Source organism: Paracidovorax oryzae ATCC 19882 (genome assembly GCF_000687165.1).
Taxonomy (GTDB): Bacteria; Pseudomonadota; Gammaproteobacteria; order Burkholderiales; family Burkholderiaceae_C; genus Paracidovorax; species Paracidovorax oryzae.
In genome coordinates this window covers 38,020-51,383 of the sequence record NZ_JMKU01000019.1, presented here as the reverse complement: position 1 = coordinate 51,383, position 13,364 = coordinate 38,020, and the positions used below count along the sequence as shown (strand labels likewise).

The following is a 13,364-nucleotide window of genomic DNA, read 5'->3' as shown; positions in this document are numbered from 1 at the left end:
GAAGGGCGTGCCTCTCAGCCCAGCATGTAGCCGGTGCGGACCGTGGTGAAGAACTCCGCGGCGTGGCGGCCCCGGTCGCGCGGGCCGTGGCCCGGCTCCCGGCGATCGCCCTGGAAATCCGCGCCGGCGGTCGGCAGGTTCACCATGGTCATGGCCGCCCGGGCGTGCCGCTTGAAGTGCATGGCGTGCTTCAGCGAGGTGGTGCAGATGCCCGCGCACAGGCCGCGCGGCGTGTCGTTGGCGAGCTCCAGGGCGTGTTCGTAGTCGTCCGCGCGCAGCACGCAGGCCACCGGGCCGAAGACCTCCTCGCGGGAGATCCGGTGCTCGGGGCGCGCGGTGAAAAGCGCCGGGCTCAGGTAGTGGCCGGGCGTGGGGCGCTCGATGCGCTCGCCGCCGAAGACGTGCTCCGCGCCTTCCTGGCGTGCGGCCGCGATGTGCTCGATGTTCTGCGCGAGCTGGCGTTCGTCCACCACGGGCCCCATCCCCGTGCCGCGTTCCAGCGCATGGCCCACGGGCAGCGCCGCCAGGCGCTGGCGCAGCCGGGCCACGAAGTCGTCGTGCACGCGGGCCTCGACCACGATGCGGCTGGAGGCCATGCAATGCTGTCCGGCGGAGCCGTAGGCGCCCTGCAGCGCGCAATCCGCGGCCTGGTCCAGGTCGGCGTCGGCCAGTACCACCAGCGGGTTCTTGCCGCCCAGGTCCAGCTGCACCCTGGCGCCGCGCGCCGCGACCGAGCGCAGGATGCGCGCGCCGATCGGTCCCGAGCCGGTGAAGCTCAAGGCATCGACCAGGGGATGGTCCACCAGGGTCTGGCCCACTTCGCGGCCGCTGCCCATGACGAGGTTGAATGCGCCCGCCGGCAGGCCGCTGCGGGCGATGATCTCGGCCAGCGCCCAGCCGCAGGCCGGCACCCGTTCGGCCGGCTTGAACACCACCGTATTGCCGAAGGCCAGGGCCGGCGCGATCTTCCACGCGGGAATGGCGAAGGGAAAGTTCCAGGCTGCGATCACGCCGACCACGCCCACGGGTTCGCGCGTCACCTCCACCTGCACGCCCTGGTGCATCGACGCCATCAGCTCGCCGGGGATGCGCAGCGCCTCGCCCGCGAAGAACTTGAAGATGTGGCCGCTGCGTACCACTTCCGCCACCGCCTCGGGCAGGGGCTTGCCCTCTTCGCGGGCCAGCAGCGTGCCCAGCTCTTCCTTGCGGGCCAGCAGTTCGTTGCCGACGAGGTCCAGCACGTCCGCGCGCCGCTGGGGGGCGCTGCGGCTCCAGTGGCGCAGGGCATCCGCAGCGGCACGCACGGCCTGGCCGGCCTGGTTCCGGTCGGCGCGGGCGTACTCGGCCACCACCTCCCGGGTGTCGGACGGATTGACGCTCACCCCGGTGGTGGTGCCGATCTCCCAGCGCCCATTGATCAGGTGCCGGGGCGTCTGCTGCATGTCGCCAAGCTTCATGAACCCTCTTTGCTACGGTTGCGCTGCAGTCTATGGAGGTTTTTTATATCAATCCAATAGTTTTTTGGGCAAAATACATATCAATCCCGGCATTCAGGAAAACCCCATGAGCACCTACAACCACTGGTTCATCCGCGCGCGTCTCAAGACCCGGCAGTTGCTGCTGCTGGTGGCCCTGGCCGAGGAGGGCAACATCCACCGCGCGGCCCAGGTGCTCAGCATGACGCAGCCGGCCGCCTCCAAGCTGCTCAAGGACCTGGAAGACGTGCTGGAGGTGCCGCTGTTCGAGCGCCTGCCCCGCGGCATGCGGCCCACCTGGTATGGCGAGACCATGATCCGGCATGCGCGCATGGCGCTGGCGAGCCTCAACCAGGCCCATGACGAGATCGGCGCGCTGAAGACGGGGCACTACGGCCAGGTGGGTATCGGCGCCATCACCTCGCCGGGCCTGAGCCTGCTGCCGGCGGCGGTGGCCCTGGTCAAGCAGCAGCACCCGAGCCTGCGCATCACGCTGGACATCGAGACCAGCCCGGTGCTGCTGGAGCGGCTGGAGCAGGGGCGGCTGGACATCATGGTGGGGCGCGTGCTCCCCGGGCCGGAAACCGGCCACCTGCGCTACGAGCCGCTGACGGACGAGCCGATCTGCGCCATCAGCCGCCCCGGCCACCCGCTCTCGGGCATGAGCGGCCTGACGCTGCGGGACGTGCTCTCGGCCAACTGGATCGTGCCGCCCGCCGGCAGCGTGCTGCGGCACCGGTTCGACCTGATGTTCCAGCAGGACGGCCTCGCCCCGCCCACGGACATCGTGGAGACCTCCGCGCTGCTGTTCATCACCCGCATGCTGCAGCAGAGCGAGATGATCGCCGTGGTGGGCGCGGACGTCGCCCACTACTACGCGGCCCACGGCATCGTCGCCGTGCTGCCGATCGCCATGCCCTGCCACATGGACGCCTTCGGCATCGTCACCCGCACCGACCGCCTGCTCTCGCCCGCCGCCAAGGTGATGATGAAGGCGCTCAAGCAGGCCAGCTTCGTGCAGTACGGCCGCAAGCTGGAGGTGGACGAGTAGGCCGCAGCCCCCGATGAGGGCCTACGCGAATGTGCGCTTTGCCACGGCCTCTGCACAGGCACGGCCCCGCCAGCAACCGCCGCGCAAGGGCCGCCCCGCCGCGCCGGCGGTGTCCCCCTTCCCGCCGGGTGCAGCCCGGCGAGAGAAGGGGGAAGGCGCGCAAGCGCCTCAGGGGGTTGCCTCTATCAGACCCAGCCGGCGTCCACCTTGAACTCCTGCGCCGTGCACATCGCGGCGTCGTCGGAGCCCAGGAACAGCACCATGCGCGCGATGTCGCGCGGCTGCAGCTTGCCGGGCAGGCACTGGTTGCGCGCGAGCTCCTTCTCCCCTTCGGCGTCGAGCCAGAGCCGGATCTGGCGCTCGGTCATCACCCAGCCGGGGGACACGGTGTTGATGCGGATGCGGTCCTGGCCCAGCGTGCGCGCCAGGCCCCGGGTGAGCCCGTTCACCGACGACTTGGCGATCGCATAGCAGGGGTAGCCCGATCCCTTGCCCTGCCAGCCGGTGGAGCCCAGGTTGACGATGGAGCCGCCGCCGAGCCGGCGCATGCCCGGCACCACCGACTGGATCGCGAAGAAGGCCGGGCGCTCGTTGATCGCCATGCGCTCGTCGTAGTACTCGGGGGTGACGGACTCCAGCGTGTGGCGGTCGTCGCTGGCCACGTTGTTGACCAGCACGGAAACATCGCCCAGCTCCGCCGCGGCGTCGCGCAGGGCAGCGCGCAGGGCATCGATGTCGCGCACGTCGCACTCGCGCCACCAGGGGCGCGGCAGGCCCGCGGCCTCCATGTCGCTGGCCAGTTGCCCGCTGGCCTCGCGCGCCACGTCCACGAACGCCACGCGCGCACCCTGCTCGGCGAAAGCCGTCACGATGGCGGCGCCGATACCGCTGCCACCACCCGTCACGAACACCACGCGTCCGCGCAGGCTGGGAAACACCGACAGGGCGCCGGACGGCGAGGCGGCGGTGCCGGAAGAAGAAACAGGTGCAACTTGAGACATATAAATTTCGGTATCGATTGATAGAAAAAATAATGGTTACGTGCATCAATTTGCGTTGATAAGATGCGCCGCGTCAAGAGGCCCGCGACAGACGGGCGCTGAAACAACGTCTGGAGATGCGCATGCACCCCCCCGAAATGCCTTCCGACAACCCACCGGCCGTGCCCTGGCCCACCCCCGCGATCGGCGCGGTGCGCTGCGTGCGGCCCATGGCCTCCCAACTGGGCGAGGGCTTGCTGTGGTCCGGGCGCGAACAGGCGCTGTACTGGGTGGACATCCTCGCCCGCGAACTGCACCGCTGCGATCCCGCAGGCGGCGCGCACCGCTGCTGGACCTTCGAGGAAGAGGTCTCCGCGCTGGCCGAGCGCGCCGGGGCACCCGGCCTCGTCGTCACCCTGCGCCGCGGTTTCGCGCTGTTCGACCCGGCCACGGACGCCGCGCCGCGCTACCTGCACCAGCCCGAACCGGATCGCGCCGGCAACCGCTTCAACGACGGCAAGTGCGATGCCCAGGGGCGCTTCTGGGCCGGATCGATGGATTTCGCCTGCGAGGCGCCCACCGGTGCGCTCTACCGCTTCGATCCCGATGGCCGCTGCACGCGGCACGACGACGGCTTCGCGGTGACCAACGGCCCCGCCTGGTCGCATGCCGGCGCTGCAGGCGGTGCGCCGGCCATGTTCTTCAACGCCACCGCCGAAGCCTGCACCTACCGCTACGACTTCGACCCCGGCACGGGCGCGCTGTCGAACAGGACGCTGTGGAAGCAATGGGCCGGCGAGGACGGGCTGCCCGACGGCATGACCACCGACGCGCTGGGGCGGCTGTGGATCGCGCACTGGGGCGGCGCGTGCGTGACCTGCCACGATCCCGTGAGCGCCGCCGAACTGTGCCGCGTTTCGCTGCCGGTGAGCCAGGTCACCACCTGCGCCTTCGGCGGCCCCGACCTGCGAACGCTCTTCATCATCTCGGCCCGCACGGGCCTGTCGGATGCCCGGCTGGTGGCGGAGCCCCTGGCCGGATCGCTCTTCGCCGTCTCCGTGGACGGCCCCGGCCTGCCGGCCCACCGCTTCGGCGGCTGACCTCCTGGAGACGCCCATGAACGACACCCTTCACCCCGTCACCTGGCTGCACCATGCCGGCCAGCACCTGGGCCTCGTGCCTTCGCTGGGCGGCAGCGTCGCGGCCTGGCAGATCGACGGACCGGACGGGCGCCGCGCCGACCTGTGGCGCTCGTGGGACGGCCGCACGGCCGACCTCTACCGCATGGCCTCGTTCGCCATGGTGCCCTGGTCCAACCGCATCAGCTGCGGCGGGTTCTTCCATGCGGGGCGCTTCCATCCGATGCAGCCCAACCGCGCGGGCGAGCCGTACCCCATCCACGGCGACGGCTGGCTGCAGCCCTGGAGCCTGCGCCAGCCGGCGCCGGACACCCTGGAGATGGCCCTGCACTCGGACCGCTTCCAGGGCAATCCCTACCACTACGAATGCGTGCAGACCTTCCGACTGGTGCCGGGCGGGCTGGACCAGAGCGTGCTGGTGCGCCACCTCGGCCCCGAGCCGCTGCCTTACGGGCTGGGCCTGCATCCCTGGTTCCCGCGCACGCCGGACACGCGCATCTCCGCCCCCGTGCAGGGCGTGTGGCTCTGCGGCAGCGATCCGCTGCCCACGCGCCACACCGAGTGGTTCCCCGAGGGCTGGAACCTCAATGGCGGCATATCGGCCCACGGCAACCTGATCGACAACGCCTACACCGGCTGGGGCGGCACGGCGCGCATCGCCTGGCCCGAGCGCGGCCTGCAGCTCACGGCGCGCATGCCGGACTTCGAGCGGGACGGCGGCGCCGGGCGCCACTTCTGCCTGGTGTACCGGCCGCCCGAAGGGCCGGCCTTCTGCTTCGAGCCCATCACCCAGCCCATCGATGCCTTCAACCAGCCGGGGCAGCCGGGCCTGCGCGTGCTGGAGCGGGGGCAGGAATTCACGCTGCGCGTCGAGTGGCGCTACGGCCTGCTGGGCGACGCGGCGCCCGGCGGCGTCCCGCCGTCCGGCCGCGTGGCAGCGTCCGGGCCGGCGCCTGCGGCCGGGACTTCCGCGCCGGCCAGCGCGCCGGGGGCCGCACCAGGCCGCACCGGCGATCCGCGCGCGGTGCGGAAAGAGTCCAGGCTCGCCTCGCTGGCCGTTTCGTAGCGGCTGCTGCCGCCGGCGCCGGACCCTTCCGCGCCGTCCGCCCCTTCCGCACCGTGCGGCGCAGGGGCCGGCTGCTCCCAGGTCCTCGCGGGCTGCAGGCGCTGGCCCGGCTCGCGCCGCGGCACGGGCTCGTAGAGGATCCACTGGCCCACGGTGCGCATCGCTTCCGCACCGCGGTTGTTCTGGTGCTTGAGGAAGAAATCCAGGCCGCGCTCTTCCTGCAGCTTGCCCTTCTCGCGCAGCAGCAGCAGCGTCGGCTCCCACATGGCCTCGTTCTGCAGGAAGGCGTCGAAGGCCGCATCCTCGGCCCGCGCACCGTCCTCGTCGCCGGCCGCACGGGCCAGCGCGGCCAGCGCGCGGTGGGTGTCCAGCAGCGGTGCGGCGGGCGCGCGCATGGCCTTGTCCGCGAACATGGCGGCGAAGCCGTTGCCCTGCGCGAATGTCCGCGTCTGCTCCATGAAATGCGACAGCTGGATGTCCGCCAGCAGGTGGTGCAGCGGCTCTTCCACGTCGCTGCCCAGCTTGCCGGTGCCGTAGTGCGCCCAGCCGTCCCATTCCGCGCGCACGTGGCGCTCGAATTCCGCGAAGCGCGAGTAGTCCGTGGCGCGGTCGCTGCGCACGGGGTCGATCTCGTCGCCGAAGAGAAACAGCGTGCAGAAGTTCGTCGTGGCATGGTTCGCCACCTCCACGGCGTAGCCCGCGTCGAGCCCGCCCAGCCCGGCACTGGCGCGCTGGGCGGTGCCGGCGCCGTTGCTGCGCAGTGCCTCCGCGATCTGCACGCTGGCGGTGGCGCGGGCCGAGACCTCCACCCGGGAGGAGGCGGTCGCATCGCGATAGACCGTGGTCATGTAGCCGGCGACGGTGGTGGCGGTGCGGCCATTGTCCTGGCGCATCTTCGCGCCCAGGCTGGCGGCCACCCCCGCACGCCGGCCCCGGCCCGCGACCTCGCCCACGCGCAGGCCCGCGCTGGCGGATACATTGGTCTCGGTGCCGGTGCTGGAGCGCCGGGCATCGTCGATCAGGCCCGCGCTCAGTTCCGGATGGTGGCCCAGCAGCTCGCGCAGCCAGTCGTGGCGTGCCGGCGCGCCATCGGGTCCCGGCTCCGCCAGGCGCAGCAGGTGTTCGTAGGCATCCAGGAATTCCACGTTCAGTTCCGGCTCGCGGCCCTTGCCCAGGCGCGGCAGGCGCAGCTGGATGCCGTTTTCCAGGCCGCGCTCGCCGCGCCAGCGCCAGTCCGCCGCGAGGGTGCCGCCGAGCGTCGCCTGGTCGGTGCCGAGGTTGGTTGCATAGCCGGTGTTCGCGCCCGCGCCCACCTGCACCTGGCCCGTGCGCTGCTCGCCGATCTGCAGGTACATCCCGGTGCGGCCCATGTAGAACTCCATCACGGCGTCGCGGTTGCGCTGCGCGCCGGCGATCAGCCGCACGCCCAGGCCGAACACGGAGGACCCCAGCGCCACGGCCGCGGACAGCGGCCCTGCGTTCAGGCCCCAGGCCTGCTGGCCGATCAGGCGCAGGCGATCGCGCCATTCGAGCTGGCCGATCATGTCCCGCGTCAGGTCCAGCAGGGCCTGCGCATGCGTGGCCTGCCCGGGTGCGCCGTCGCGCAGCAGGCGGGCAGCCTCCTGCGCGCTGGCGCGGAACTGCGCGCCCTGCTGCAGCGCATAGCCGTGCCAGGACACGGGCGTGCCGCCGGGCGGCGGCGGTGGCGGTGGCGAGGAAGGCCCGCCCGCATCCCCGGGCAGGCCCTCGGCCAGCAGCGCCAGCGCTTCGGCGGCGGTGTGCGGGCGGCGTTCGAGCCGCTGCCAGGCGGTCTCCAGCAGGGGCACGCTGCCTTGCGACAGCTCCGACGGCGGCACGCCCTGGCCGAGCGCCGTGCGCTCGAAGTGCGCGCGCAATTCCGTGGCGCGCGCCGCTATGCGCTCTCGCGCGGCGGCGTCGATCACCAGGGTGGTGCGGTCCGTGCCCTCCGGTGCCCATTGCACGGTTTCCGCCAGGGCCTGCCAGGCGCATTCCGCGGGGCCGGGCAGCCGGCCCGGCGCACGGTCCGCACGCAGGCCGCCCAGCATCTCGGAGAGCTGGCCGGCGGCCTTTTCCAGGGCTGCGTCCGCCCGGCGCCGCGGCGTGGGCAGCGCCGTGGCGGAACCCACCTCCAGCGCCTGCGGCAGGGAGCGCAGCGCATTGGGCTGCCCGCCGAAGGCGCGCGGCTGCGCGCCGTGCCGTGCCAGGTCGTGCAATGCGTCCGCCAGCCGCTGCAGGTGGCCGTTCGCCCGGTCGTAGGCCGAGCCGGGTGCGTTGCTTTCATAGCCATTGCGCAGCGCGTGGTAGGCCGCGCGCTCGTCCACCGTGCAGGTGGACAGTGCCTTGGCGGGCTCTTCGGCATGCAGGGCCCGGCGGGCGGCGCGGCGGGCGTGGCCCAGCCACGTGCGCAGCCCGGCGTCGTCCGGCGCGGCGGCGCGCAGCAGTGCATCGGCGCGCAATGCCTGGCGTGCGGCTGCCAGGCGCTCCGGGTGCGCGGCCGGGCTGCCTTCCGGACGCAGCAGGTGCGACAACACCTGCAGCCCCCGGGGTACGCGCGCCAGGTGGTCCACCGTGCGCTGCGCCGCAGGCGGCAGGACGGCCGCGCCGCGCCGGGCGGCCTCCGCGCCGGGTGCGGGCGCCAGGTCTTCCCAGCGGAGCCGGCGCAGCGCGCCGAGGGCCTGCAGGGCCTCGGCCGGATCGCCGCCGGCCGCCACGGCCAGGGCCTTCAGCCCCACGGCCACCACGCCGGCAGCGGGAATCGCCCGGTCGCCGAACGGCGCCGTGTCCAGCCCCTCCGACCAGTCCCGCAGTGCGGCCTGCAATGCCGCGCAGGCGGCGGCCTCCGCGGGTGTGCCCGGGGTGCGCAGGCCGGGCAGCGTATCGATCTGCCGGCCGGCCATTTCCTTCTCGCACGCCTTCAGCGCGGCCGCCGCCGCTTCGCTGGCCGCCCGGGCGGCATCCCGGGCCGCCTCCAGCGTGGCGCGCCGCTCCCGCAGGCCGCCCAGCAGGGAGCGCAGGTCGCAGGCTTCGTCATCCGCGTCGAACAGATCGCGCGCCATCGCCACGGCGGAGCGCTCCAGCCGCTCCAGTTCGGCCTGCACATCCTGCCTGCGCTGCTCCAGGCCGTGCCGGATGCCGGTGCGTATCGTGTGCAGCGACCGCAGCTCCTGCAGATGCTGCCGCAGCGCGGCGACGTCCTCGCCGGTGCCTGCGTCGCTGCGGTCGGCCTCGGTGCGTGCGGCCAGCAGCGTATCCAGCCGGCCACGCACGGGCGCCGCCACGGCCGCTTCGGCCTGGGCGATGCGCTGCTCCAGCGCGCTGGCTTCTTCCGCCAGCCGGGCGATGCTGGCGTCCAGGGCCTGCTGCTGCGCGGCGATGGCCGCCTGCCGCTGGCGCAGCGGCACCGGCCGGTCCGCGGCGTGCGCGATGCGCCGGCCGGCGCGCTGGGCATCGGATTCCAGCCGCTCGATGTGCAGTTGCACCAGGTGCTCCAGCGCGGTGGCCTTGCGGGCCGCCACCTCGGCCTCGTGCAGCCGCTGCGATGCCGCGAAGGCACGGGCCTGCGCCGCGCCCACGCTGCGCCACGTGCCCCGGTCGGCCGGGGCGTCCCGCTCGATGGGGCGTGCGCCGGCGGCGGCCGTATCCCGGAAGCGCGTGAGTTCGTCCAGCCCCACGGGTTTGCCGGCCCGCAGCCCGAGCGCGGTTCCTGCCGTGCCCAGGAACTTCCGCAAGGCCTTGGTCGCCTTGCGCGGGACCGTGGCGCCCGGGGAAGCGGGCTGCGCAGCCGTGGTGCCGGATGTATCGGCATCGGCCGCCGCGGGCAATGGTTCCGCCAGGTACTTGCGCACCCGGCCGGCCAGGCCGAACTGGGGCGCGAGCGCTTCCCTGCGCGCTGCCGCGCCGTCGAGCTGGTGCAGTTTGTGGTGGGCCTGCTTGCCGGGCGCGGGGGCGCCGGCATGTGCCGCATTGCGGGCATTGCCGGGGACAAGCAGGGTGGTGGTGTGGGGGCGCAGGGAAAATTTCGGCATGGCGTCCGTCGGTCACAAGGGGCGTCGTGCGCGATCCCGGCGCAAGGCCCGGGAAGGGAGTGGCTGGACGCCGCGCGCCCGGGGGGGCATGCACCGTTGGCTGGCCACGACACCCGCGATGATGGAGCCGGTGCCGGTGCGCCCTCCGGTGTCCGGCCGAAGCGCCTTCCGGCGGCGCGAAGCAGGGACTTGGACGCAGGCGCGAGCGCGAGCATGGCCGGCGTGCTAAGTTCCGTCCCGACACGGACCAACCGGTAACAAAAAAAGACGCACCATGACGAGCCAACTGCAGGAGAAAATCCGCGCGCTGCCAGGCAACCGGCTGGCGGGCATGCGCCGCGGCATCGAGAAGGAGGGCCTGCGCGTGCTGGCCGAGGGCGGGCTGGCGCTCACGCCGCATCCGGCGGCGCTGGGTGCCGCGCTCACGCATCCGCACATCACGACCGACTACAGCGAGTCGCAGATCGAACTCATCACCGGTGCGCGTAGCTCGGTGCAGGAGTGCCTCGACGAGCTGACCGAGATCCACCGGTTCGTGCTGCGTACCCTGGCGCAGTCCGGCGAGATGCTGTGGGTATCCAGCATGCCCTGCGGATTGCCGACGGACGAAACCATTCCCCTGGCGCGCTTCGGCGCCTCCAACGTGGGCCGCGCCAAGAGCATCTACCGCATGGGCCTGGGGCACCGCTACGGCCGCCGCATGCAGACCATCTCGGGCATCCACTACAACTGGTCCATGCCCGGCATCGCGAGCGACGAGTATTTCGGGCTGATCCGCAACTTCCGCCGCCAGGCCTTCCTGCTGCTCTACCTGTTCGGCGCATCGCCCGCGCTGTGCGACTGCTTCGTGCAGGGCCGCCAGCACGGCCTGCAGCGCCTGGGGCCCGGTTCCCTGTACCTGCCGCACGCCACCTCGCTGCGCATGGGCCGCCTGGGCTACCAGAGCGATGCCCAGGCCACGCTGGCCGTGAGCTACAACGGGCTGGACGGCTATGCCGACTCCCTGCACGAAGCCCTGACGCGGCCCTATCCCGCCTACGAGGCGCTGGGCGTGCGCAACCCCGGCGGCGACTACAACCAGCTGGGCACCAGCCTGCTGCAGATCGAGAACGAGTTCTACGGCACCATCCGCCCCAAGCGCACCGTGCGCCCCGGCGAGCGCCCGCTGCACGCGCTGCGCGACCGCGGCGTGGAGTACGTGGAGGTGAGGCTCATGGACCTCGATCCCTTCGCGCCGGTGGGCATCGAGGCGCCGACCATGCGGCTGCTGGACATGTTCCTGCTGCACTGCCTGCTGTCGGACAGCCCGCCCGACACCCCCGCCGAGATCGCCGCCCTCAAGCGCAACCAGCACCTCACGGCCGAGCGCGGCCGCGAGCCCGGGCTGTGCCTGGAGCGCGGGGGCCGCAGCGTGCCGCTGGTGGAGTGGGGCGCCGAGATCCTGGCCGAATGTGCACCCATCGCCGCCGCGCTGGACGCGGCCCAGGGCACGGATGCGCACGCGCAGGCCCTGGAGGCGGCAAGGAACCTGCTGCGCGAGCCAGGCGCCACGCCGTCCGCCCGCGTGCTCGCACGCATGGCCGGCGGCCACGGGCAGAGCTTCCTGGGCTTCACGCTCGAGCAGTCCCGTGCGTCCCGCGACACCCTGCTGCAGCAGCCCTGGGCGGACGAGCAGCAGGCGCGCTACGAGCGCATGGCCGCCGTGTCGCTGGCCGAGCAGAAGGCCATCGAGGCGGCAGACACGCTGGACTTCGAGACCTGGCGCAAGCGCTACATGGCCATCGGCGCCGCGGCGTCGTCGGCGGGCGCGCCGCTCGCGCAGACCGTATAGGTCCCCCTGATACAGGCCCCTTGGCGGGCCTTTTTTTTCAGCGGCCGGCCGCCTGCGCCGCGCCGCGGATGCCCGCCAGCGTGCCCGTGGGGGTGATCGCCTCTGCATCCAGCAGGCAGTGCAGCACGCTGGGCAGGCCGCTCGCGCGGGCGCGCGCCAGCGCGGGCGCGAAATCCTCGGTGCGTTCCACCCGTTCCCCGTGGCCGCCGAAGGCCTGCGCATAGGCGCGGAAGTCGGGGTTGCGCAGTTGCGTGGCGCTCACCCGGCCGGGGTATTCGCGCTCCTGGTGCATGCGGATCGTGCCGTACATGCCGTTGTCCAGCAGCACCACGATCACCGGCAGGCCGTACTGCACGGCAGTGGCGAACTCCTGCCCGTGCATGAGGAAGTCGCCGTCGCCCGAGAACACCACCACCTCGCGCTGCGGCCACAGCCGCTTGGCCCCCACGCCGGCCGGCAGCCCGTAGCCCATGGAGCCGCTGGTGGGCGCGAGCTGGCTGGCAAAGGCCGTGAAGGGCCAGAACCGGTGCACCCAGGTGGCGAAATTGCCCGCGCCGTTGCAGAAGATGGTGTCCGGCGGCAGCACCTCGCGCAGGTGGCGCATCACCTCGCCCATCTGCAGCGGGCCCGGAATGCGGATCGGCGCGGGATCGCTCCAGGCCAAATAGTCGGCACGCGCCTCGGCGGCATGCGCGGCCCATCGCACATCGCCTTCCGGCCGCACCGCGGACAGGGCGGCGGTGAAGGCCTGCGGCGTGGCATGGATGGCCTGCGCAGGGCGGTACAGCCGGCCCAGTTCGTCGGCATCCGCATGCACGTGGACCAGCGGCTGCGCCGGCACGGGAATGTCCAGCAGCGTGTAGCCCTGCGAGGGCACTTCGGAGAGCCGCCCGCCCACCAGCAGCACCAGGTCGCTGTCGCGGATGCGCCCCAGCAGCTTCGGATTGGCGCCCAGGCCCAGGTCGCCGCCGTAGCAGCGGTGGCTGGCGGGAAACAGCATTTGCCGGCGGAACGAGCAATACACCGGCAGGCTCCACGCCTCGGCGAAGGCCGTGAAATCGCGCACGGCGGCTTCCGACCAGCGGCTGCCGCCCAGGATGGCCACCGGCCGCCCGGCCGAGGCCAGCCGCCGCGCCAGTTCGCGCAGCACGTCCGGGCCGGGATGCGTCTCGGCCACCGCATGGGGCAGGGCATCGGCGGCCTGCACCGCATCGGTCAGCATGTCTTCCGGCAGGGCCACCACCACCGGCCCGGGCCGGCCCGAGGTGGCGACATGGAACGCGCGCGACAGCAGCTCCGGCAGGCGGCGTGCGTCGTCCACCTGCACCACCCACTTGGCCATGGTGCCGAACACGGCGCCATAGTCCAGCTCCTGGAAGGCCTCGCGGCCCAGCGCCTCGCGCGCCACCTGGCCCACGAACACGATCAGCGGCGTCGAGTCCTGGTGCGCGATGTGGATGCCGGCCGAGGCGTTCGTGGCCCCGGGCCCGCGCGTGACGAAGCAGATGCCCGGCCGGCCCGTGAGCTTGCCCTGCGCCTCGGCCATCATGGCCGCACCGCCTTCCTGGCGGCAGACGGTGACGGCGATGTCGGCATCGTGCAGCGCGTCCAGCACCGCCAGGTAGCTTTCGCCAGGCACGCAGAAGAGCTGGCGCACGCCGTGCAGGATGAGCTGGTCCACGAGGATCTGGCCGCCGGTGCGGAGCGTGGCGGCGGCCGGAGCGGAAGAAGAAGAGGGCAGAGAGGTCATGGATGGGAAGGAGGGGAATGCGCCAC

At 72.5% G+C, this 13,364-nt stretch carries 7 protein-coding genes and 1 pseudogene; 4 read left to right on the top strand and 4 right to left on the bottom strand.

Annotated elements, in window-relative coordinates:
- Window positions 1-14: 14 nt before the first annotated feature.
- The gene (locus tag T336_RS0115520; protein WP_026433243.1) at window positions 15-1,457 is read right to left on the bottom strand and encodes an aldehyde dehydrogenase family protein; all 1,443 of its coding nucleotides are present in this window, start codon (window positions 1,455-1,457) and stop codon (window positions 15-17) included.
- 106 nt (window positions 1,458-1,563) lie between these two features.
- Here T336_RS0115520 and T336_RS0115515 point away from each other — a divergent pair, with 106 nt between their 5' ends.
- Entirely contained in the window at window positions 1,564-2,526 is a 963-nt protein-coding gene (locus tag T336_RS0115515) for a LysR family transcriptional regulator (protein WP_026433242.1), read from the top strand.
- 185 nt (window positions 2,527-2,711) lie between these two features.
- Here T336_RS0115515 and T336_RS0115510 read toward each other — a convergent pair whose 3' ends face one another.
- Window positions 2,712-3,527, bottom strand: a complete 816-nt coding sequence (locus T336_RS0115510) for an SDR family NAD(P)-dependent oxidoreductase (protein ID WP_019701196.1) — start codon at window positions 3,525-3,527, stop codon at window positions 2,712-2,714.
- 122 nt (window positions 3,528-3,649) lie between these two features.
- Between T336_RS0115510 and T336_RS0115505 the strand changes: the two genes are divergently transcribed.
- Both T336_RS0115505 and T336_RS27410 read left to right on the top strand, forming a co-directional pair.
- Window positions 3,650-4,606: an SMP-30/gluconolactonase/LRE family protein gene (locus tag T336_RS0115505; RefSeq protein ID WP_244883967.1), complete on the top strand. Its 957-nt coding sequence runs from the start codon at window positions 3,650-3,652 to the stop codon at window positions 4,604-4,606.
- Window positions 4,515-5,324: pseudogene (locus T336_RS27410) on the top strand (aldose 1-epimerase); the annotation flags it as partial. The gene T336_RS0115505 and the pseudogene T336_RS27410, both read left to right, overlap by 92 nt.
- A 200-nt stretch (window positions 5,325-5,524) precedes the next feature.
- Here T336_RS27410 and xopZ read toward each other — a convergent pair.
- Complete coding sequence (gene xopZ / locus T336_RS27405) at window positions 5,525-9,757, bottom strand: XopZ family type III secretion system effector (RefSeq protein WP_026433240.1); 4,233 nt, start codon at window positions 9,755-9,757, stop codon at window positions 5,525-5,527.
- Window positions 9,758-10,031: 274 nt separating this feature from the next.
- On the opposite strand from xopZ, the gene gshA reads away from it, so the two are divergent.
- The gene (gene gshA / locus T336_RS0115485) at window positions 10,032-11,588 is read left to right on the top strand and encodes a glutamate--cysteine ligase (RefSeq protein ID WP_026433239.1); all 1,557 of its coding nucleotides are present in this window, start codon (window positions 10,032-10,034) and stop codon (window positions 11,586-11,588) included.
- A 37-nt stretch (window positions 11,589-11,625) separates the two neighbouring features.
- On the opposite strand, the gene T336_RS0115480 is transcribed toward gshA, so the two are convergent.
- Window positions 11,626-13,338 (bottom strand): thiamine pyrophosphate-binding protein, encoded by a 1,713-nt coding sequence (locus T336_RS0115480; RefSeq protein WP_209435974.1) that lies wholly within the window; start codon window positions 13,336-13,338, stop codon window positions 11,626-11,628.
- Between the last annotated feature and the right edge of the window lie 26 nt (window positions 13,339-13,364).

Coding starts and splice junctions, on each gene's coding strand:
- T336_RS0115520 (WP_026433243.1), bottom strand. CDS start 1,457: ATGAAGCTTGGCGACATGCAGCAGACGCCCCGGCACCTGATCAATGGG.
- T336_RS0115515 (WP_026433242.1), top strand. CDS start 1,564: ATGAGCACCTACAACCACTGGTTCATCCGCGCGCGTCTCAAGACCCGG.
- T336_RS0115510 (WP_019701196.1), bottom strand. CDS start 3,527: ATGTCTCAAGTTGCACCTGTTTCTTCTTCCGGCACCGCCGCCTCGCCG.
- T336_RS0115505 (WP_244883967.1), top strand. CDS start 3,650: ATGCACCCCCCCGAAATGCCTTCCGACAACCCACCGGCCGTGCCCTGG.
- xopZ (WP_026433240.1), bottom strand. CDS start 9,757: ATGCCGAAATTTTCCCTGCGCCCCCACACCACCACCCTGCTTGTCCCC.
- gshA (WP_026433239.1), top strand. CDS start 10,032: ATGACGAGCCAACTGCAGGAGAAAATCCGCGCGCTGCCAGGCAACCGG.
- T336_RS0115480 (WP_209435974.1), bottom strand. CDS start 13,338: ATGACCTCTCTGCCCTCTTCTTCTTCCGCTCCGGCCGCCGCCACGCTC.